At 43.4% G+C, this 21,631-nt stretch carries 19 protein-coding genes and 1 pseudogene; 14 read left to right on the forward strand and 6 right to left on the reverse strand.

Going from position 1 to position 21,631, the window contains the following annotated elements; translation table 11 throughout:
• The first annotated feature begins 135 nt into the window (after positions 1-135).
• From BJN41_RS02465 to ligA, 4 genes are all read left to right on the forward strand, one after another.
• A complete protein-coding gene (locus tag BJN41_RS02465; RefSeq protein ID WP_070152950.1) occupies positions 136-831 on the forward strand; it encodes a GntR family transcriptional regulator in 696 nt (231 codons plus the stop codon).
• A gap of 10 nt (positions 832-841) precedes the next feature.
• Positions 842-4,306, forward strand: coding sequence for a chromosome segregation protein SMC (smc, locus tag BJN41_RS02470; RefSeq protein WP_070152953.1), 3,465 nt, complete (start codon positions 842-844; stop codon positions 4,304-4,306).
• A gap of 1 nt (position 4,307) precedes the next feature.
• Positions 4,308-5,357, forward strand: coding sequence for a cell division protein ZipA C-terminal FtsZ-binding domain-containing protein (locus BJN41_RS02475; protein WP_070152956.1), 1,050 nt, complete (start codon positions 4,308-4,310; stop codon positions 5,355-5,357).
• Positions 5,358-5,526: 169 nt separating this feature from the next.
• A complete protein-coding gene (gene ligA, locus BJN41_RS02480; RefSeq protein WP_070152959.1) occupies positions 5,527-7,563 on the forward strand; it encodes an NAD-dependent DNA ligase LigA in 2,037 nt (678 codons plus the stop codon).
• A gap of 87 nt (positions 7,564-7,650) precedes the next feature.
• Here ligA and BJN41_RS02485 read toward each other — a convergent pair whose 3' ends face one another.
• Positions 7,651-8,712, reverse strand: coding sequence for an SDR family oxidoreductase (locus BJN41_RS02485; protein ID WP_070152962.1), 1,062 nt, complete (start codon positions 8,710-8,712; stop codon positions 7,651-7,653).
• Between the two features lie 324 nt (positions 8,713-9,036).
• On the opposite strand from BJN41_RS02485, the gene ftn reads away from it, so the two are divergent.
• From ftn to bioD, 6 genes are all read left to right on the forward strand, one after another.
• The gene (gene ftn, locus BJN41_RS02490; RefSeq protein WP_004972356.1) at positions 9,037-9,501 is read left to right on the forward strand and encodes a heteropolymeric bacterioferritin subunit Ftn; all 465 of its coding nucleotides are present in this window, start codon (positions 9,037-9,039) and stop codon (positions 9,499-9,501) included.
• Positions 9,502-9,692: 191 nt separating this feature from the next.
• On the forward strand, positions 9,693-10,424 hold the full coding sequence (locus BJN41_RS02495; RefSeq protein WP_070152965.1) for a hydrolase: 732 nt from the start codon (positions 9,693-9,695) through the stop codon (positions 10,422-10,424).
• A gap of 99 nt (positions 10,425-10,523) precedes the next feature.
• Positions 10,524-11,807, forward strand: a complete 1,284-nt coding sequence (gene bioA / locus BJN41_RS02500) for an adenosylmethionine--8-amino-7-oxononanoate transaminase (RefSeq protein WP_070153109.1) — start codon at positions 10,524-10,526, stop codon at positions 11,805-11,807.
• Positions 11,804-12,961 carry an 8-amino-7-oxononanoate synthase gene (locus tag BJN41_RS02505; protein WP_070152968.1) on the forward strand — a complete coding sequence of 386 codons (1,158 nt, stop codon included), beginning with the start codon at positions 11,804-11,806 and terminating at the stop codon, positions 12,959-12,961. The genes bioA and BJN41_RS02505 overlap by 4 nt, the downstream gene beginning before the upstream one ends.
• An 8-nt stretch (positions 12,962-12,969) precedes the next feature.
• Positions 12,970-13,779, forward strand: a complete 810-nt coding sequence (gene bioC / locus BJN41_RS02510) for a malonyl-ACP O-methyltransferase BioC (protein ID WP_070153112.1) — start codon at positions 12,970-12,972, stop codon at positions 13,777-13,779.
• Complete coding sequence (bioD, locus tag BJN41_RS02515) at positions 13,776-14,426, forward strand: dethiobiotin synthase (RefSeq protein ID WP_070152971.1); 651 nt, start codon at positions 13,776-13,778, stop codon at positions 14,424-14,426. The genes bioC and bioD overlap by 4 nt, the downstream gene beginning before the upstream one ends.
• Before the next feature lie 332 nt (positions 14,427-14,758).
• On the opposite strand, the pseudogene rluB reads toward bioD, so the two are convergent.
• The 5 genes and pseudogenes from rluB to BJN41_RS02540 all read right to left on the reverse strand — a co-directional run.
• A pseudogene (rluB, locus tag BJN41_RS02520) lies at positions 14,759-15,679 on the reverse strand (23S rRNA pseudouridine(2605) synthase RluB); the annotation flags it as partial.
• Between the two features lie 41 nt (positions 15,680-15,720).
• Entirely contained in the window at positions 15,721-16,314 is a 594-nt protein-coding gene (gene scpB / locus BJN41_RS02525) for an SMC-Scp complex subunit ScpB (RefSeq protein WP_070152974.1), read from the reverse strand.
• The gene (locus tag BJN41_RS02530) at positions 16,311-17,105 is read right to left on the reverse strand and encodes a segregation and condensation protein A (protein ID WP_070152977.1); all 795 of its coding nucleotides are present in this window, start codon (positions 17,103-17,105) and stop codon (positions 16,311-16,313) included. The genes scpB and BJN41_RS02530 overlap by 4 nt, the downstream gene beginning before the upstream one ends.
• 232 nt (positions 17,106-17,337) lie before the next feature.
• Entirely contained in the window at positions 17,338-17,955 is a 618-nt protein-coding gene (locus BJN41_RS02535) for an L-threonylcarbamoyladenylate synthase (protein ID WP_070152980.1), read from the reverse strand.
• A gap of 91 nt (positions 17,956-18,046) precedes the next feature.
• On the reverse strand, positions 18,047-18,709 hold the full coding sequence (locus BJN41_RS02540; protein WP_070152983.1) for an elongation factor P hydroxylase: 663 nt from the start codon (positions 18,707-18,709) through the stop codon (positions 18,047-18,049).
• Positions 18,710-18,807: 98 nt separating this feature from the next.
• On the opposite strand from BJN41_RS02540, the gene BJN41_RS02545 reads away from it, so the two are divergent.
• The 4 genes from BJN41_RS02545 to fabG all read left to right on the forward strand — a co-directional run bounded on the left by BJN41_RS02545 (position 18,808) and on the right by fabG (position 21,549).
• Positions 18,808-19,365, forward strand: a complete 558-nt coding sequence (locus BJN41_RS02545; RefSeq protein ID WP_019837738.1) for a YceD family protein — start codon at positions 18,808-18,810, stop codon at positions 19,363-19,365.
• A gap of 76 nt (positions 19,366-19,441) precedes the next feature.
• Complete coding sequence (rpmF, locus tag BJN41_RS02550; RefSeq protein WP_000290730.1) at positions 19,442-19,627, forward strand: 50S ribosomal protein L32; 186 nt, start codon at positions 19,442-19,444, stop codon at positions 19,625-19,627.
• A 204-nt stretch (positions 19,628-19,831) separates the two neighbouring features.
• Positions 19,832-20,818, forward strand: a complete 987-nt coding sequence (gene fabD, locus BJN41_RS02555; protein ID WP_019837737.1) for an ACP S-malonyltransferase — start codon at positions 19,832-19,834, stop codon at positions 20,816-20,818.
• On the forward strand, positions 20,815-21,549 hold the full coding sequence (fabG, locus tag BJN41_RS02560) for a 3-oxoacyl-ACP reductase FabG (protein ID WP_019837736.1): 735 nt from the start codon (positions 20,815-20,817) through the stop codon (positions 21,547-21,549). The genes fabD and fabG overlap by 4 nt, the downstream gene beginning before the upstream one ends.
• Positions 21,550-21,631 lie beyond the last annotated feature (82 nt).

Consider the following 21,631-nt stretch of genomic DNA (forward strand, 5'->3'; position numbering starts at 1 on the left):
AGCTGTTTCGCAGTAAAAAGAAAGATGCTTGTATCGGAGCTATGCTTGCAGTCAAGGGATGATCTTGAGATGTCCTCAATGAGTGTGGCTCTGAATTCTCATCACTGCATCTTATAAAAACAAGATAGGAACAGTATGCAACAACAAGAATCAGAAAGTTTATCGGAACAAATTGCCCGCCACATCGCAGAACAGATTATTAGCGGTGATTTGGTTGAAGGTGAACGTATTCAGGAATTGCGTATTGCCAAAGAATTGGACGTCAGTCGTGGTTCGGTGCGTGAAGCGTTGTTGTTATTGGAACGTACCCATCTCATTGRAATTTTTCCGCGGCGCGGTGCAATTGTGTCGGAAATGTCGGCACAGCAGGTGCGTGCCCTGTTTGATACCTGCAGCCTGCTGCTGGGGCAGATTGTACAGCGCATTGCAGAAACCTGGCGCCATCATGAAATTGAACAGCTGCAAAAGCTGATGGAGCAGATTGAGGCCGAATACCGGCAGGGCCATACCGAAAAATTTTATGATCTAATTTTTCAATATCTGGCGCAGCAGCCTGATATGGTGGGAAATTTATACTTAATGAAGTTCTATCAAGAGTTATTGCCATCGTTAAGACGCAGTTACTTTTTGACCTTAAATACTTCGCGTCGGGAGTTACAGGAATCTTTTGAATTATTTAAACTGGTGAGTGATGCAATTTTAAGCAGAAAATCACAACAAGCCACTTTATTTATGGAAGATTTTTGCCGACACTTGCGCAACTTGGTGTTGGAATCTCTGACCCGTATGAAACAGATCGAGCTTGCATGGGCAAGACGTTCACGCCGTTAATTGGGACATTATGCGTTTAAGCAGTTTAAAACTTTCTGGCTTCAAATCTTTTGCCGACAGTACGACCTTACATTTTAAAGCCAACCGTACCGCTGTGGTGGGGCCGAATGGTTGTGGTAAATCCAATGTGATTGACGCCATTCGTTGGGTGATGGGCGAATCTAGTGCGCGCCAGTTGCGTGGCGGCAGTATGCAGGATGTAATTTTCACAGGAACTGCCAAACGCAAACCTGTAGGTGTAGCCAGTGTTGAACTGCGTTTTGACAATACCTATGGCAAATTGGGCGGTGCTTATAACGCCTATAATGAACTGTCGGTACGTCGGCAGGTCAACCGTGATGGTAAGTCTGAATATTTTTTAAATGGAACCAAGTGTCGTCGTCGTGACATCACCGATATTTTTCTGGGTACAGGTTTAGGCCCGCGTTCTTATGCAATTATTGAACAGGGCATGATTAATCGTTTGGTTGATGCTAAACCTGAAGAAATGCGGGTGTTTATTGAAGAAGCGGCAGGCGTGTCACGTTATCAGGCGCGTCGTCGTGAAACCATGCTGCATTTGGATCACACCACGCAGAATCTGGCGCGTTTGGAAGATATTGCTTCGGAACTAAAATCGCAGCTGAAAACCTTAAAACGTCAGTCAGAAACAGCAATTCAATACAAAGCGCTCGAAAGCGAAATTCGCACCATTAAAGTCGAAGTGTTGTCTTTTCAGTGTGAACAAAGTGCACGTTTACAGCAAGAATATACCCTGAGTATGAATGAGTTGGGGGAAAGCTTTAAATTAGTGCGCTCTGAGCTAAGCACTTTGGAACATGACTTAACTGCGACCAGTGAGTTATTTCAGCGTTTAATTCATCTATCGACACCGCTACAGCAAGAATGGCAACAGGCAGAAAAGAAACTGGCTGAACTGAAAATGACTTTAGAACAAAAACAAAGTCTGTTTCAGCAAAATACCGCGACTTTATCGCAGCTTGAACAACAAAAAGCACAAACCAAAGAGCGTTTGCAGTTGATTGAATTGCAGCTAGAGAGTTTGGTCGATCAGCAAGAAAACCAACAGGAAAATCTACAGCAGCAAGATCATTTGGCGCAGCAGCAGAGCCAGCAATTTCAGGATTTAAAAGCACAGCAACAAACCCAAGCTGCACAATATGCCCAAGTCAAAGCGCAAGTAGAACAGCAACAACAAAAGCATGTGCACATGCAGGCGCAAAGTGAGCAGTTAGCCAAAAATATCAGCCGTATTGAACAGCAAAAACAAACCCTGACACAGCAGTTTGCACAAATTCAGCCGCAAGATCAGCAAGAGGGAATGCAACAGCTGCAGGACGAAAAGACCCGTTTACAGGCCGAAATGCTGACGCTAGAACAGAATATTCAAGACAGCACTCAGCAACTCGCCACGTTGCAGGCAAGCTATAATGAGCACAAAGCGCAGTGTGCGACCTTAAAATCTGAGATTCAGATTTTGCAGTCAGAACAGAAAAACCTCAATCAATTGCTCATTAAGCAAAGCCCAAAATCCCAAGCCGATGTGGTGCAGTTGATGCAAGTATTACAACTTGCAGATGTGGCGAAACCACATGCCAATTTGATTGAAAAGTTTTTGGCTAAATGGCTGTCTGCGCAGGTGGTAGAGGCAGATACTGAATTTCAGGACAGCCGCGCACGTCAGTTAAAAGTCCAAGTGACGCTAGACTCGCAAACATCGAAAATACAGCTTTCGGGGTGTGAGTCCCTCAGTGACTGGATTGCGTCACCGCAAAGTAGTTTGTGGCAAAGTGTCGCAATTACAGAAAGTTTATCGCAGGCTTTAGCATTGCAAACGCAACTGCAGGCAGGGCAGTCTATCCTCAGTTTAGATGGTTATCATGTCGGACCAGATTGGGTCATCGGGCTGTTTTATGATGAAGCCGCACAGGCGGGGCAAGGGGCGCTCAGCCATCGGATTCGCTTGGAGGAAATTGAACAGGCGTTGGCGCAGCACCTGCCACAATATGAGCAAGCAGAACAGCAACTGCCTGAATTGCAGCAACAGGTACAACAGTTGCAGCAGCAATTGCAGCAGCAACAGCAACAGCTCAGACAGCAGCAGCAAGCTTTGCAAACGCTAGATGTACAAATGGCGAAAGCTGAAAGTGCTGCACAGGCTTTTGCGGTGCAGAAGCAACAATTACAGCATCATTTGGCACAATTAGATGAACAGCTCGAAGAAGATGCCATGCAAAAAGATGATCTGGAAATTGATTTGCATGCATTGGCTTTTAAACTTGAGCAAGCTTTGCCGCAGTATAAAACCTTGCAATTTCAGGTCGAGCAGCTGAATGAACAACTTGATAGTTCACAGCAGCAGTTTCAGCAGCAACAGCAAGAAGTGGAGCTGTTACGTCGTCAGGCGGTACAAACTCAGCAGCAAATTGAGCTGTTAGAAAAAGATATCACTTTCTTAAAAGCACAATATCAACAAATTGTGGCGCAAATGGAACAAGCCAAAAAGTTTGTCGATCCTGTTCAGTTGGAATTGCCTGCCTTAGAAACTCAGTTTTCAGAGCAGCAGCAACAGACTGAAAAGCTGCAAAAAACTTGGCAGGAATGGCAAGTGGAATTGCACAGTGTCCAATCCAAGCAGCAGCAACTGACCGAACAGCGGCAGCAGCAACAGCAACAAGACGAACAATTACGTGCCAAACTTGAAGAAAAACGCTTGGCATGGCAGTCGGCAAAGTCAGACTATCAGCATTATTCTGAACAGTTGAAAGATTTAAACAGCGAGATCATCACAGGTTTGCAGATTGATGTTGCCTCGCATCAACAAAAACTGGTGAAAGCACAGCAGCAGTTTGATAAATTGGGTGCGGTCAATTTGGCAGCTTCGGAAGAATATGAAGAAGTCACCGCTCGTTTTGCAGAATTAAGCCATCAAATTGAAGACTTGCAAAATACTGTTTCGCAGTTGCAGGCGGCAATGAAAAGTATCGATCAGGAAACTCGTAAACTGTTTATGAACACCTTTGATCAGATCAATACCGAATTGCAGGAGCTATTTCCTAAAGTCTTTAATGGCGGTGAAGCCAGTCTGAGTTTGGAAGATGATTGGCAATCTGGGGTCAAATTGATGGCGCGTCCACCAGGTAAGCGAAACAGTTCTTTGGCCTTACTTTCAGGGGGCGAAAAAGCCCTGACAGCTTTGGCTTTGGTTTTTGCAATCTTCCGTTTAAACCCAGCGCCATTTTGTGTGCTAGATGAAGTTGATGCGCCGTTGGATGATGCCAACGTGGGACGCTTTTGTAATTTAGTAAAAGAACTTTCTGAACAAGTGCAATTCATTTACATTACACATAATAAACTTGCTATGACGATGGCAACCGACCTCTTAGGTGTTACCATGCCTGAACCGGGAACCTCAAAATTAGTAACCGTAAATTTAGAAGAAGCCGCAGAATACGGCCTAGTCGCGGAGGCATAATATGGAAATCACCACAATCGTTGGAATTGTCATCGCTATTGTGATCATGGCGTTTGGTTTGAAAATGATTCTCAAAAAACCTACAGATTCAGCACCGTCATTGGATTCTGAATTGCAGTTCAATGAAGATTGTCAACAACCGATTATTCCACGCCATGTACGTGACCAATTGCAAAGCGACGCTAAGCCACCACGTGTGGAGCCTACTTTAATAGCAGATGACGTTGCACCAGAGGCGCCTACCAAGTCTGAACCGCAGGCTTTAACAGATGATATTGTAKCTTCTTCAAATCCTGAAACCGCCAAAGCTGAACCGAGTTTGCAGGCAGATACAAAAACTTCTGCGCTTGATCCATCCGCTACAGCATCCAAATCTGAAGCAGAACAAGATACGCCAACGCCGACAGCTGCAACTACAGAATATTCATTGTCGGATGAAATTCAGCAAGTGATTGCAGAAACGGAACCGAATGCAGAGACTGCTGAGCAAAACAAAGCTTCGACTGAATACAGACTGAATCAACACATTGAAACTGCAAAAATTTCTGACTTTAATGAAGAAAGTAGCATTTTAGATTCACACTTGCACGAACAAAAAATCATGGATGAAGAAAGTGCCTTAGCAACAGCTGAATCTTTTATTGCGCTGAATATCTTCCCTGAACGTCGCATACTTTCGGGCGATAAAGCCCTAAAAGTATTGATGAAATATGGTTTACGTTTTGGTGAAATGTCATGTTTTCATCGTTATAACGAAGATGGCACCAAATTATTATTCTCGGTTTTACAAATTAATGATGAAGGCGCAGATGGTTTTGATTTAGAAACCTTATCGACTGAACAAGTCAAAGGTTTGGCGTTCTTCCTCGCTTTGCCACATAGCGATGTGCAAAATGCCTTTGACACCATGGTTAGTATTTCGGGACTGATTGCACGTGAAATTGATGGAACGGTCTATGACCAAAACCATTTAGAATTTACCCCACAATTACGTGAGCACTGGCGGCATCAGGCAATCGATTATCGTGCTGGTCAGGCAAGTCATGCTTAAAATTACGATATCGCACTTGGTGCCAGCTGTGTAATTGAACTGAGTGCAACAAGATAAATTGCAACTTTGCAGCCGCATTTTTATAATGTGCGCAGCAATACAAGCTGTAGCATACGCTACATAGAAAATTGAAGGGCGGAACAAGACCGCCCTTTTTTATGGTGGAAATATGTCTGTAGATTTAACTGTCGTGGCGCAAATGCGTCAATTGATTCAACTACTTGCCAAGCACAATCATGCCTATTATGTGATGGATCAACCGACAATTACAGACAGCGAATATGATCAGCTTTTCCATCAACTCAAAGCGTTAGAGCAACAGCATCCAGATTTAGTTCAACCCGATACACCGACCAATAAAGTCGGTGGCACACCTTTGGCGAAGTTCACTACGGTTAGGCATGCCGTACCCATGTTGTCTTTAGGCAATGTGTTTAATCAGGAAGAATTATTTGCTTTTGCAAGACGTGTCGAAGAGCGTTTGCCTAATCAAAATATTGAATACGATGTCGAACTTAAATTTGATGGTTTGGCGATTTCACTTTGGTATGAGCACGGTGTTTTAGTGCGTGGTGTGACCCGTGGTGATGGGGAAACAGGGGAAGACATTACCCACAACGTTAAAACCATCCGCAATTTACCTAAAGTCTTGAGTGCAACAGAAGCTGCCATTCCTGAACTTTTGGAAGTGCGCGGTGAAGTGTTGATGCCAAAACTTGGTTTTGAAAAACTCAATGCGGCCAATATAGCTAAAGGTGAAAAAACCTTTGCTAATCCACGTAATGCAGCAGCAGGCAGTTTGCGTCAGTTAGATCCAAAGATAGCGGCATCACGTCCTTTGGCATTCTATGMTTATGGCATTGCGCAATGTGTGCCACCTCATGGACAAAGTACCATGTCCGACAGTTTGGCATGGTTGGAGCAGTTTGGCTTTGAAATTGGTGAACGTCATTTTGTCTGTAAGAGCATTCAAGAGGTTCAGGCGGTCTATGAGCAAATTAACCTTGAGCGTCCGAATTTAAGCGTTGAAATTGATGGCATGGTGGTTAAGGTCAATGATTTGAAGCAGCAACAGCAATTGGGTTTTTTAAGTCGTGAGCCGCGCTGGGCGACTGCCTATAAATTCCCTGCAGTAACAGCTTTAACCACCATTGAGAATATTGATTGGCAAGTTGGGCGCACAGGTACGCTGACACCAGTGGCGCGTCTAAACCCCGTTTCCGTAGGTGGTGTGACGGTATCCAATGTTACTTTGCATAATATTGGTGAAATTCACCGTTTGGATGTCCGTTTAGGCGATACGGTCAGTGTTTACCGTAGTGGTGATGTGATTCCCAAAGTGGAAAAAGTTTGGCCTGAATTTCGCCTTGCCGATGCACAAGAAGTGCATTTACCTAAACAATGCCCTGTGTGTGATTCACCAGTGGTGATGCCTGAGGGTGAGGCGTTGGCGCGTTGCTCAGGTGGTTTGTATTGTGCTGCGCAGCGTATTGAAGCGATTCGTCATTTTGTATCGCGTAAAGCCATGAATATTGAAGGTTTGGGTGATCGTTGGGTGGAGTCATTACTGCACCTGAACTTGCTGCAAAATGTGGCCGATATTTATCACTTACACGAACACCGCGACACTTTGCTCAGCATTGAAAAAATGGGTGAGAAGTCGGTTCAAAACTTGATTGACTCAATTGAAAACAGCAAAAAAACCACGTTGGCAGCATTTATTTATGCCTTGGGAATTCGTGGTGTAGGCGAAACCACCGCACGGATGCTTGCCAATACGTTTCAAACCTTAGAGGCTTTGCGTGAAGCTGATCTTGACGCATTAAAGAAAACTCCAGATGTGGGGGATATTACTGCAGAATGGATTTTGGACTTTTTCCAAGCGCCGCATAATTTAGAAGTGTTGGATCGTTTATTGGCTGCAGGCATTCACTGGGATGCTCCAATTGCACCGACACGTCAGCCTTTGAATGGTGAAAGTTGGGTGATTACGGGGACGTTGAGCCAGATGGGACGTGATGAAGCGACTCAGTTGTTGCAGGCCTTGGGTGCACGGGTGAGTGGCAGTGTTTCGGCTAAAACCAAATGTGTCGTGGCGGGTGAGAAAGCAGGCTCAAAGCTAGAAAAAGCCGAGAAGTTGGGTGTACAAGTTATGAATGAAGCGGAGTTTATTCAGCTGATGCAGGAATATGGTGTACTTGAATAAGCAGCATCCATATATTTTTATTCACTATAAGTACGAAGGCACTTCAACGATGAAGTGCCTTTGTTTTTATTGAGAGAAATCGAAGATTTAACGCTTCTTCACAATGCCATCATCAATGAGTTGCTGAAAATGTTCGATTAAACTTGTATCAATATTACGGTAGCGCATCCCCAATTCACGCTGACTTTTTTCTGCATTAAAATAAATTGGGTAGCCCATATTCAGTTCTACAAATTTGCGGGAAAAACCAAGTAGAGGGCCAAAGGCTTTAAAGGCAAATTTAGGCAACTGATTGCGTGGGAATGGATATTTGCGTCCAAAGTGCTGCGCTAAAATTTTCCCCATTTCTAATAAGCTGAGTGTGCCGCCGCTAATAATATAGCGCCCTTTAGCAGCAGGGTTAAAGGCGGCTTGAATGTGGGCATCTGCCACGTCACGCACATCAACAATGCCATTCCACATGGCAGGGACGCCTGCCAAGGTCATGCCATTGGCAAACTGCAATAACACTTCCACGCTACCCGATTGGGTGTTTTTGGTCAAAGATGGGCCAAGCACCAACGCAGGGTTGATGCAGATCAAATCCCAGCGGGTTTGTGCCTGCGCCATTTCCCATGCTTTGCGTTCTGCCGCCACTTTAGAATAAGGATAAGGCTGATGTTCTGGGCTGCTGCTAGTATTCCAGTGACTTTCATCAAAACAGTTATTGGTCGTCGTTAAAATATCAATCGCATCGCCGTAGGTTGCAGCAATACTTGAAGTCACCACCACACGCTTTACCGATGCAGTACGATTTACGCTGTTTAACACATTTTCGGTGCCAATTACGGCAGGTTCAATAATGTCTTTGATTGCATCTTTATAATTAGTGACCACAAAAGGTGAAGCCATGTGTAGCACGATTTCACAACCTTGCATGGCAACATCAAAAGCGCCTTCTTCAAGTAAGTTGGCTTGGAATAATTGTAAATTTCCTGTGCCTTTTTCGGCGATATCCGTCAGATGTTGAAAACTGAGAGTTTTATTCAGATCACGAACTGTGGCATGTACAGTATGTCCTTGTTCAAGCAGGTTTTTAATGACCCAACTGGCAATATAGCCTGTTGCGCCTGTGACTAAAATGGGTGCTGATGTATTTAGATTTGTCATTATTTTAGGAAACTGATGGAACTCGTGACTATCATATAGCAGTTGAATTTTAAAATCTGCTTTTGAGGCATTTTTTACGATACCTGAGTGTCACAGTACGGCTTCTTTCACTCTTTACAAATTGAAGCAAAATCATTGTATTGCCAGTTTAAAAGCTGATTTTTGCCAAACAGTTGTTTTATATATGGGAATTTTTAAGGTATATTGCAAATGCGTATGTTTATCATTTTTATTTTATAAAAATCATATATTTACAACAATTAACTTTTGCAATTTTGCATAAATGTGGTCATAATGACTAGATTAAGAAAAGGAGTACAGCAAATGCGTGGCAATCCAGAAGTCGTAGACTATTTAAATATGTTGATTGGTGGCGAACTGGCTGCTCGCGATCAATACCTGATCCATTCACGTATGTATGAAGATTGGGGTTTAAGCAAAATTTTTGAACGCATTGACCATGAAATGCAGGAAGAAGCGCAGCATGCCGATGCTTTAATTCGTCGTGTATTGTTCCTTGAAGGCACTCCAAATATGCAGCGCGATGACATCGACGTGGGTGAAGATGTGGTGTCTTGCTTAAAAGCCGATTTAAAACTCGAATATGAAGTCCGTGAAAAATTGGCGCAAGGCGTAAAATTGTGTGAAGAAAAAGGCGATTATGTCAGCCGTGATATGTTGCGTCAGCAAATGACCGACACAGAAGAAGATCATACGTACTGGTTGGAAAAACAGTTACGTTTAATTGAGTTGATTGGTTTACAAAACTATATTCAATCGCAAATGTAATCTGATCAAAGCAAAATAAGCCAAAACCCGATTTTTGATAAATCGGGTTTTTTTATAGATCATTTTTTATAGATGGGCTTCTTTAGATTAATTGGTTTTTTTAAAGGATGTATCTTGGTGCTTGGTAGATGTTGATTGAGCCGAATCAGTATTATACTGAGCTGATTTTCTAACTTGAGAGCAAAAGCCAGGTGCAACAACAGATTTTATTGATTACAGGCTGGGGCGGTGGTACTGCACTCTTAAATCCGTTACAGCAAGCCTTAACTGCACAAGGTTTTCGGGTTGAGCTCATCAATATTTTTAACGCTGCCGATACGGAGGTCATGCAGCAACAGGTCGAATTTGCACGTCAGTTTGATGTGATTATGGGGTGGTCATTGGGTGGGCAATTGGCAACGCTACTGGTCGATGCGATTGCTAGTCAATATGCAGAATATAAAACCTTAATCACCATTGCATCCAATCCGTGTTTTGTTGCACAAGCAGATTGGGATACAGCCATGTCACAAGCCACGTTTGCCCAGTTTAAACAATCTTTTGCACAAGACCCGATTCTAACCCTAAAGCGTTTTGGTTTTATGGTGTGTCAGGGTGTAAGCAGCAGTAAAACGGACTTATTACAATTACAAAGTTTGGTTCAGCCGCAGTCGCAATCTTTGCTTCAACAGGGTTTAAATTTATTGGAAAACTTAAACTTGGTGAAGATGCTTAAAAGTTACCCAGGTCAGCAGTATCATCTTTTTGCAGAGCAGGATGTTTTAGTTGATTGCAAAGTTGCGGCTAAACTGCAAAATTTAGCTGCAAAGTTTTTAAGCGTAGACGTTTTACAAGGTTCACATGGGCTGCCATTGTTCCATGCCAATGAGCTGACTAGCAAAATCTGCCAATATTTACAGAAAAACCCGCCAACAGGTCCATAAGTGACAAATCTCGCAATTTATTTTATCTGTAGACAGGTTTAAGATTTAGCACATCAAGTTTTTTACAAGATCAAGGATGATGGTGGGATGACAGAACAGATGGATTTGGCTTTTGATCGTGAACATCTTTGGCATCCTTACACCTCTATGACTCAGCCCTTAACAACCTTTAAGGTTAAGCGGGCATTTGGCAGCACCATTGAACTTGAAGATGGTCGCCAGTTGATTGACGGCATGTCATCGTGGTGGTGCGCGATTCATGGCTATAACCATTCTGAGCTGAACCGTGCTGTGACTGAGCAACTCGACAGTATGGCGCATATCATGTTTGGTGGATTGACCCATCGTCCTGCTATTGAGTTAGGGCGTTTGTTGCTCGAAATTACCCCACCGAGTTTAGATAAAATTTTTTATGCAGATTCAGGCTCCGTCGCCGTTGAAGTGGCGCTGAAAATGGCTGTGCAATACTGGACTGCACAAGGCAAAACTGAAAAAACCAATTTTATTACCACCCGTTCTGGCTATCATGGCGATACATGGAATGCCATGTCGGTTTGTGATCCTGTTACAGGGATGCATCAGGTTTTTGGCTCAAGTTTGGCGCGTCGTTATTTTGTATCTGCACCACAAACAGGTTTTGACCAAGAGTGGAATCCTGCCGATATTGCAGAATTGGCGCAAAGTTTAGCAAAGCATCATCAGCAGATTGCCGCCATGATTATTGAGCCGATTGTGCAAGGTGCAGGCGGCATGCGCTTTTATCATCCTGAATATTTGCGTCAAGCCAAATTGCTGTGTGAACAATATGATGTGTTGCTAATTTTTGATGAAATTGCCACAGGTTTTGGGCGTACAGGTAAGTTATTCGCGTGGGAACATGCTCAGGTCGAACCCGATATTATGTGTATCGGCAAAGGGCTGACAGGCGGTTATATGACTTTGTCTGCCACATTAACCACAAAGCATGTTGCAGAAACGATTTCGCAAGGTGAGGCAGGTGTGTTTATGCATGGCCCGACCTTTATGGCAAATCCACTGGCCTGCGCGGTTGCAGTCAAAAGTACCCAATTATTATTAGAACAAGACTGGCAAGCCAATATTGAACGTATTCAGCAGCAACTTGAACAGCATTTAACGCCATTGGCTAATTTGGCATGGGTGCAAGATGTACGGGTATTAGGTGCAATTGGTGTGGTAGAACTTAAGCATGCTGTCGATATGCAAAGTCTGCAACAAGAATTTGTGCAACGCGGTATTTGGGTGCGTCCATTTGGTCAATTGGTCTATGTGATGCCACCCTTTGTGATTACAGCTGCAGAACTAAATACTTTATTGCAGCAATTGGTTGAAGTGGTGACAGGCATGCAAGGAGCGAGCGTATGAGTTTACTCGATCACTATGCAGAACAGCTTGATCAACTTCGCCAACAGGGTAATTTTCGTCAATTTCGCAGCAATCAGCAGCAAGGTAAAACCATTGAAATTCAGCAACAGCAGATGCTGAATTTATCGTCCAATGATTATTTAGGTTTAGCTTCTGACTTGCGCTTCCGTGAACAGTTTTTTGATGAAACACCGAATGCACAGCGTTTAATGAGTGCCTCTTCATCACGTTTGCTGACTGGAAATTTCACTGTCTATGAACAGCTTGAAGCCACATTAACGCAATTATTTCATGGGCGAGCTGCCTTGTTGTTTAATAGCGGCTATCACATGAATATTGGTATTTTACCTGCATTGGCAGATGCGAAAACCTTAATTTTGGCCGATAAACTGGTACATGCGAGCATGATTGATGGCATTCGTTTGTCATCTGCAAAATATTTGCGTTATCGACATAATGATTTGGCGCATTTGCAGCAATTGCTGACGCAATATCATGCTGATGAAAATTATGAACGTATTATTGTGGTGACTGAATCTATTTTTAGTATGGATGGTGATGAAACTGATTTAGCCGCTTTGGTCGCGCTGAAACAGCAATTTGCCAAAGTCATGTTATATGTCGATGAAGCACATGCCATTGGCGTACGTGGGCAGCAAGGTTTAGGTTGTGCCGAACAATATGGCGTAATTGATGCCATTGATTTTCTGGTCGGGACATTTGGCAAAGCCGTTGCTTCAATTGGGGGATATTTGATCTGTGATCCGATTATCCGTGATTACTTGAGTAATCGGATGCGTCCGCTAATTTTTAGTACCGCGCAGCCACCTATTTGCATGGCGTGGACGCAATTTATGCTGAATCAGATTGTACACATGCAGGCACAGCGTCAGCATTTGGCCGCCTTGAGCCAATATATGCAACAGGGGATTCGGGACAAAGGTTTTGCTTGCCCATCCACTTCGCAAATTGTACCTGTGATATTTGGGGACTCTATTGCAACTGTAAGCAAAGCCCAACAAATACAGGCGGCAGGTTTTTATGTGATGCCTGTACGCCCACCGACTGTGCCACAAGGCAGTTCCAGACTGCGGATTTGTTTAAATACGCAATTTGAAACGGTAGATTTAATGCCGTTATTGGATTTGCTTTGAGTGTGCGTATGCGTATAGATAAAACACAAGTTGCACAGCGTTTTGCCCGTGCACATCAGAGTTATAAAACGCATGCCGTGGTACAGCAGCACATTTGTCAGCAGTTAATGGCAAAAATGCAAAAATATATTGTGCAGCAAAAGTTGTCGGGTCAATCTCCGCTTTACTTTAAAAAAGTCTTAGAAATCGGTTGTGGTTCGGGAAACTTAACCGACTTGTTACTGAGTGAATTTCAAATTCAACACCTGATTTTAAATGATTTATATGCCGAAGTGTTACAAGCGTATCTGCATCATCCGCAGTCAACTACTACGCAAATTCATGGCTTAATTGGAGATATAGAACAGCTCGACTTTCCGCAGTCTTTGGATTTAATTTGTTCAAGCTCGGCTTTGCAATGGGTGGAAGATTTTGGAGCATTGTTGCGTAAGGCGAATCAAGCGTTAAAGCCGCAAGGGTATTTGTGCTTTTCGACGTTTGGCCCTCAAAACTTTAATGAAATTAAGCAATTAACAGGTCAGGGCTTACATTATTTGAGTATGGATGCGTTACAACAACAGCTTAAACACTACGGCTTTGAAGTATTACGCTGTTCAGAGCAGCTTGAATCAATAAGTTTTGAACATCCCAAACAGATTTTGCAGCACTTAAAAGCCACAGGTGTCACGGGTACAGCGCAAGGGCAGCGTTGGAACAAAACGACTTTAACCGAGTTTTATCGGGGCTATGAACAGTTTAGTCAGCAGCATAGCTCACAGCAAAAAAGTTATACGCTCACGTATCATCCTATTTATTGTCTTGCACGGAGAATGCCATGACAGCTCAAGTTTATTTTGTGAGTGGTATTGATACAGGGATTGGCAAAACCTATGCCACAGGTTATTTAGCCAAGACCATGAATGAACAGGGTATTCAGACCATTACCCAAAAACTGATTCAAACTGGCAATCAAGACGTTTCAGAAGATATTGAGCAGCATCGTAAAATTATGGGCAGTGAATGGTTGCCTGAAGATGATGACAAGCTCACTATGCCTGAAATTTTCAGTTATCCTGCTTCACCGCATTTGGCCACACAAATTGATGGTCGTGAGATTGATTTTGCTAAAATTGAGGCTGCAACTGCGCAATTGGCGGCAAAGTATGATGCGGTATTATTAGAAGGTGCAGGTGGGCTCATGGTACCACTGACCCCAAACCTGCTGACAATCGACTATATTGCGCAAAAACAATATCCTGTTATTTTGGTGAGTTCTGGGCGCTTGGGTAGTATTAATCACACTTTGCTTAGTTTGGAAGCTTTAAAAACACGTGGTTTGAATTTATATGCATTGGCATATAATTTGAAGGATGAATCACAAGACCCTTTAATTTCGCAGGATACTGCCAAGTATTTAAAAAATTATTTGGCAAAAAGCTTTCCGAATGCACAGTGGATTGAAATTCCTGTATTGCCGAATATTTAATGGTTATTATTTTTTGTCCAATAAATTTGCCTAATAAAAAGCCACACATGAATGTGTGGCTTTTTTAGTCAATTTAGCATATTCAGCTTTTAGAATTTCTTAAAGCTTTTATTGCCAAACGGTTTACGTGGTGCATTTTCATCACGACGCTCGCGATTGCCATAGTTGTTACTATCCTGACGTTGTTCACGGTTGCCGTAGCTATTACCATCTTGGCGACGCTCGCGGTTGCCATAGCTGTTGCCATCTTGGCGACGTTCGCGGTTGCCGTAACTGTGCCCTTCTTGGCGTGGTTCGCGGTTGCCGTAGCTGTTACCGTCTTGGCGTGGTTCGCGGTTGCCGTAACTGTTACCGTCCTGACGACGTTCACGCGGTGCAAAACCTGTGTTTTGTGCAGCTTCTTCGGTGTCACGACGTTGCTGACGCAAGAAACCACCACGACGTGCTGCCAACGGTTTTTCCTGCATACGCTCATTGCGACGTTTTGCCATGCCGTACAAACCTGTGCCTTGACGTGGTTTTAACTCAACCGCTTTGGCAAGGTTATCGATGTCATTTTTATCCAATTCCATCCAGCGACCTGTACGTAATTCACGCGGTAAAATTACCGTGCCGTAACGGGTACGCAATAGACGGCTGACTTTCAGACCTTGTGATTCAAAAATACGACGAACTTCACGGTTACGACCTTCTTTTACTACCACTTGATACCAGCGGTTAATACCATCTCCGCCAATTTCAGAGAAAGATTCAAACTTGGCAGGGCCATCATCTAGCACTACACCGCGTAACATGTTGTTTTTCAGTTGTGGTGTTACTTCACCCATCACACGAACCGCATATTCACGTTCAATTTCGTTCGATGGGTGCATTAAACGGTTGGCTAATTCACCATCGTTGGTGAATAGTAATAAACCTGTCGAATTAATGTCTAGACGACCAACCATCACCCAACGATCATTGGCAATTGCAGGTAAGTTATCAAATACAGTCGGGCGTTGTTCAGGGTCGTTGCGTGAGCAAATTTCGCCTTCTGGTTTATAGTAAATCAGAACACGACGACGAATTTCATCTTCAATTTGGAACTGAACTTTACGACCATCGATGCGAAGMTCATCACCTGGTTCAATACGTTCACCCACTTGGGCAACTTGGCCGTTGACACTCACACGACCAGCGGCAATGACTTCTTCCATATAACGGCGAGAACCCAAGCCTACTCGTGCGAGTACCTTTTGCAACTTTTCACTCATAACAGCACAACCTTAGAAATGATCATCAACAGTTTACCTATTCAAGACACAGATGCAGATGCATCGAGTGCCATGAAAGCTTCCTTGGCATCCTGTAGGGGAGGCAATTGACTTAAGGAATTCAAGCCAAACGCATTTAAAAATTGGGGCGTTGTAACTAACAACGCAGGTCTTCCTGGGAGTTCCCGGAAACCAGATTCTTTTATCCAGTTCCAGTCAAACAATGTACGTAAAATTTGACTATTGTTTGATACTCCGCGAATTTGTTCAATATCTGCACGGGTCACAGGCTGGTGGTAGGCAATCACTGCCAGTATTTCTAGTAGTGACGGCGAAAGTCTGGTCGGACGTTCAGGCCATACCTGTGTAATTATTGTACGATACTTTGCCCTTACCTGAAAACGAAAACCTTGTGCGGTTTMGATCAGTTCAATCGAGCGACCATGTTGTAACATGGCCAATTGTTGTAAAAACTGGCGCAATTGTGCTTTGCTATATTTGTCTTGAAACGCTTCTTTTAGACGCGCTAAAGACACAGCACTGTCACTGGCAAAAATAATTGCTTCAAGTTGCATCAGTACTTCATGCTGTTGTTCGCCATCGGACAAACTTGAAATCATGGGTTCTGGATTCATGCTTGCGCCCCTTGAATGCTCAAAGGTGCTTCAATACCGCTACTGATAATGCAAACTTTTTGCTGGCGGGTCAGTTCTAAAATCGCCATAAAGGTCACCACCATGCCCATTCGACCCTGACTTGGTTTAAGCAGCGCATCAAAACTCAGTACTTCACCCGAGGCGAGTTTGGCTTCAATAAATCCAATCCGTTCTTCAAGTAAGACAGGTTCTTGCAAAATTTGATGCGTGACAGGTTCAGGACGGTTAAAAATGCAGAATAAGGCATCACGTAATTGATCGGCTGCATAGCCGACATTATTCACCGCAGTGTGTCCTAAACTCACATTGGTGGCAAAGGTGTCACGCTCTAAAACTGGCATTTGCCCAAGGCGTTCCGCTGCTTGCTTGACTCTTAAATAGGTTTCTAAGCGGTCAATCAGTTCTTGTTTCGGATCTTTCTGAATTGCACTAGTGCTTGGTGCTTTGGGCAATAATAGCCGTGATTTTAAATCGGCCAATAGTGCAGCCATCACCATATAGTCGGCTGTAAGTTCAATATTCAGTGATTTCATGGCATCCATATACGACAGATATTGCGATGCAATTGGGGCGATATCTAACTGGAGTAAATCGAAGCCATTTTTTTGAATCAGGTAAATTAAAAAGTCGAGAGGTCCTTCGAAATGCTCTAATAGAATTTCAAAAGCTGCAGGAGGGATATACAAATCCTCTGGAATCGACTCTTGCCATTCATCTAACACACGAATGTGTTGGGCAGGTTCCATCGCATTGTGGAGGGATTGATTCATTACAGTATTGGGCCACGCGAATTTTCAAAAGCATGCAAACGCTATTTCCGCTTTAGATAGGAGGAGCGGTAGAGAAATAGCACAAAATTAATAGCGGCTAGTCTAAAGGATATCAAGGTTGAAATAAATCTGTTCTACGACCAAATATCAAAAAAAGCCAAAAATAAATAGGGGTATTTTCTTAGGTGATGATGCCACAAAGAAAACAAATACGATGTGTATAAAGGAGTGCTTATTCAAAAGCACTCACATCTCCCACACCACGACGCACAATTTTCGGATTGTCACCCGACAAGTCCACAATACTGGTGGTGCTGAGTGTGCCTAAGCCACCATCAATCAGTACATCTATGCGTTTGTTGAGTTGTAGATCAATCTCATATGGATCATCTAAAGGATCTTCTTGTCCTGGTAAAATCAGGGTACTGGTCAGTAAAGGTTCGCCCAGTTCTTTAAGCAGCATGCGACAAATGGGGTTGCTTGGAATACGCAAACCAATGGTTTTTTTATTGGGATGCATTAAGCGGCGTGGCACTTCGCTGGTCGCAGGTAAAATAAAGGTCGTGACAGCAGGAGTATTGTTTTTCAGTAGACGATACATAGCATTGTCGACTTTGGCGTAAGTGGCAATATCTGATAAATCGGCACAAATAATGGCGTATTGATGTTTTGCGCCTAAACCACGAATTTGTGAAATGCGCTCCATCGCGTTTTTATTACCAATCTGGCAACCAATTGCATAGGCAGCATCGGTTGGATAAACCACCACATCGCCTGCGCGTATGCGTTCAACCGCTTGGCTGATGAGACGCGGCTGTGGATTTTCAGGATGTACTCTTAAATGCAACATGCGAATTCCTCAGTAGCGTAAGTGTGACGTTAGGCTCATTATGAAAGGGGATTGATGTCACTTGCAATCATTGTCTTGTGCTTTATTGCATTTAATCTAGATTTTTACGTTCAAACTCTGCACTTTGTAATGTTTTGCCACCTCGGGTGCAGTAACAAATACAGTCAATAAAGCGTTTGGCATCGCGTGGCAGTTTGGCTTCTCCGTTAAAATAACGCTGTACTTGAGCAAAGACATTGTCTTTAAATGTGCGGCCATCTCCACTTTCACCTGTCAGGTTATCTAAAGACACACGGAATTTACGCCCAAACGCTTGAGCAAATAGCCATTCTATGGCTTGTGGCTTAATTTCGACTTGTTCAAACAAGGCCTGTTGTTCTTGAGTACGACCATCGGGGGCATACCAATAGCCTAAGTCTGGTAATAAGCGCCTTTGTTCACCTGCAATGCACCAATGGCTAATTTCATGCAGTGCGCTATTAAAGAAGCCATGAGCAAATTGAATTCGTGCAGGCTGTGTTGCTGTGGCAGGAAAGTACTCAGGTTCAAAATCACCTTTGACCAAGTTCACATTTAGGTGGGAAAACCAGTGATTAAAGTGTAAGATGAGCCAGTCCACCTGTTCCGTTTCTGTATTGAGTTTTGCCCAGTCCGAGAGTTGCACTTGGGGGTGCGAAGTGTCAGAATTGGTGGTYGGAAGTGTGCTCACAAGTGATGAAAAATTCACTTCTGTTTGCGGCTGCAACAGATGCATGACTGTTTTACCCAAAATTGGTCTGTCTAAATAAGTACAAAATTGTATCTTAATCTTTGACAGAGTACTGATGAATTTGTAGAATTGCCGCCTTAATTATGTCAGCAAATACCTTTCCGGCACAGATTGAGCCGTTTAAATGGGCTGAACAGGGCTTTACATGGTCAGGTAACCTGCCATCGTATCGCTTTGCTCGTATCGCCCGTGAAGCTGTTGGATCAATTGATGATCAATTGGTTAACATAGACTGTAAGCTATCAATGGATGCGTATCATCGCATTGTATGGCTAGATGGTCATATTGAAACGAAAGTTCCAATGGAATGCCAGCGCTGCTTGGGTTCTGTAGAAATAGACCTCGTTTTAGATTTTCATCTAGCTCTTGTGGATGATGAGTCACTGATAGAGCGCTTGGATGAGGATGCTGATTTCATTGTATTAGGTGAAAGTGAAGCCACCACCAAAGGCGATTATGATTCGCCTGCGACGGCTAATTTACTGTCACTTATAGAAGATGAATTGTTATTGTTGTTGCCCTTATCTCCTAAGCATGACGCTTGCGAGCATAAGCATCAACCTGCCATTCAGAACATTGCCGAAGAAAAACGTGATAATCCGTTTGATGTTTTGGCAAGTTTGAAAGGTAAACTTAACTGAAAATTATGTTATAATTTCCAGTTAAGACAACTCAATTTGTTCTGATCCATTTTTTCGATCTTTGTAAGGAGCCATCATGGCCGTTCAGCAAAACCGTAAAAGTCGCTCTCGCCGTGACATGCGCCGTTCACATGACGCTTTAACCGAGAATGCATTAACTGTAGACCAAGCTACTGGTGAAACTCATCGTCGTCACCACGTAACTAAAGATGGTTTCTACCGTGGTCGTCAATTATTCGCTAAAGCAGCAGATGCTGAATAATTGGTGATGTATTAAGCGTCAAGCTTAGTAGAAAAAATGGGAGCGTAAGCTCCCTTTTTTTGTGCCCGATTTTTGTTGTATTTGGCAATTACTAAAAGCAAAATTAAGTGTTAAATTTTCGCTCCATAACTGAGCTTACATGAGAAGGTGTGGGTTGTAGTGGCTAAAAACTACAATTTGCGCATCTTAATTAAAGGATTTTTTATGTCTGCTAAACGACTCGAGCAAGCGGCTCAAGCCACTAAAACTGCATTTGTTTTTCCTGGTCAAGGCTCACAAAAAGCCGGTATGTTGGCTGAGCTTGCAGAACAGTTTAGCGGTGTGCGCGAAACATTTGTGGAAGCCTCTGAAGCAATTGGCTTTGACTTATGGCACATTGCACAAAGTGGTGAAGGTTTAGACCAAACAGAATTTACTCAGCCGGTATTACTCACTGCAAGTATCGCTTTATGGCGTGTGTGGTTAGAGCTGGGTGGTGTTGCACCAAAATACTTGGCAGGGCACTCATTAGGCGAATACAGCGCATTGGTTGCAGCAGGCAGCCTAAGCTTGGGCGATGCAGTCAAATTGGTGAACTTACGTGGTAAGTTAATGCAAAATGCTGTACCACAAGGGCAGGGCGCTATGGCGGCTATTTTGGGTCTTGAAGATGCCAAAGTGCTAGAGCTATGTGAACAAGTCAATGTGCAAGGTCGTGGCTCGGTAGAAGCAGCGAACTACAACGCGCAAGGCCAAGTCGTGATTGCAGGCGATAAAACTTTAGTCGAAGCTGTTATGGCATTGGCCAAAGAAAATGGTGGTAAAGCTATTGCCCTGCCTGTATCTGTACCTTCGCACTGTTCATTGATGAAACCTGCGGCAGAACAGTTTGCACAAGCTTTGGAACAAACTGCCATTGAGCTACCGCGTATTCCTGTAATACAAAATGTCAACGCTGGAATCGCGGCAGATGTTGCGCAATTAGGTCAGGCACTCACTGCGCAATTGTATCAATCGGTGCAGTGGACACAAACTATGCAATACCTACAAGATCAAGGTATTGAATATATCGTGGAATGTGGCCCAGGCAACGTATTGGCGAATCTTGCGAAGCGTTTACAGAATATCGAAAAAGCATTCCCACTCGACACACAAAGTCGTATGGAAGATGCGCTAAATGCCATTTTGGTGGCAGAAGGGAAAATTGCATGACACAAGAACGTAAAGTTGCATTAGTCACAGGTGCAAGCCGAGGGATTGGTGCAGCCATCGCTCAGCAACTTATTCAAGACGGTTTTTTTGTGGTAGGTACTGCCACTTCTGAAGCGGGCGCAGAAAAATTATCGGCAAGTTTTGCAGAAAACGGTGCAGGTAAAGTTTTAGATGTTCGTGATGGTGCTGCCATTGATGCCTTAGTTTCTGACATTGAACAAAGCTATGGTTCAGTTTTGGTATTGGTCAACAATGCGGGTATCACCAAAGATAATTTGTTACTGCGTATGTCAGAAGATGATTGGGATGACATTCTCAACATTCACTTAAAGGCAGTTTACCGTTTATCTAAACGTGTCTTGAAAGGCATGACCAAAGCACGTTTTGGACGCATTATTAATATTAGTTCTGTGGTGGCACATTTTGCGAACCCAGGACAAGCCAATTATTCTGCGGCAAAAGCCGGTATTGAAGCATTCAGCCGAAGCCTTGCCAAAGAAATGGGCAGTCGTCAAATTACAGTAAACTCGGTTGCGCCGGGCTTTATTGCAACTGAAATGACAGATCAGTTAAGTGAAGAAATTCGCAAAAAAATGAGTGAGCAAGTGGCATTAAACCGTTTAGGTGATCCACAAGATATCGCAAATGCAGTGAGTTTCTTGGCTTCTGACAAAGCTGGTTACATCACTGGTACAGTGTTACACGTAAATGGTGGTTTATACATGAGCTAAGCTCAAGTATAAACTTTCAAAATTTTATAGATTCAATTAAACTAACGGCATTAAAAACGCCACAAGCAATGAGGAGAATTCC

It is taken from the genome of Acinetobacter towneri (assembly GCF_001758345.1).
GTDB lineage: Bacteria > Pseudomonadota > Gammaproteobacteria > Pseudomonadales > Moraxellaceae > Acinetobacter > Acinetobacter towneri_A.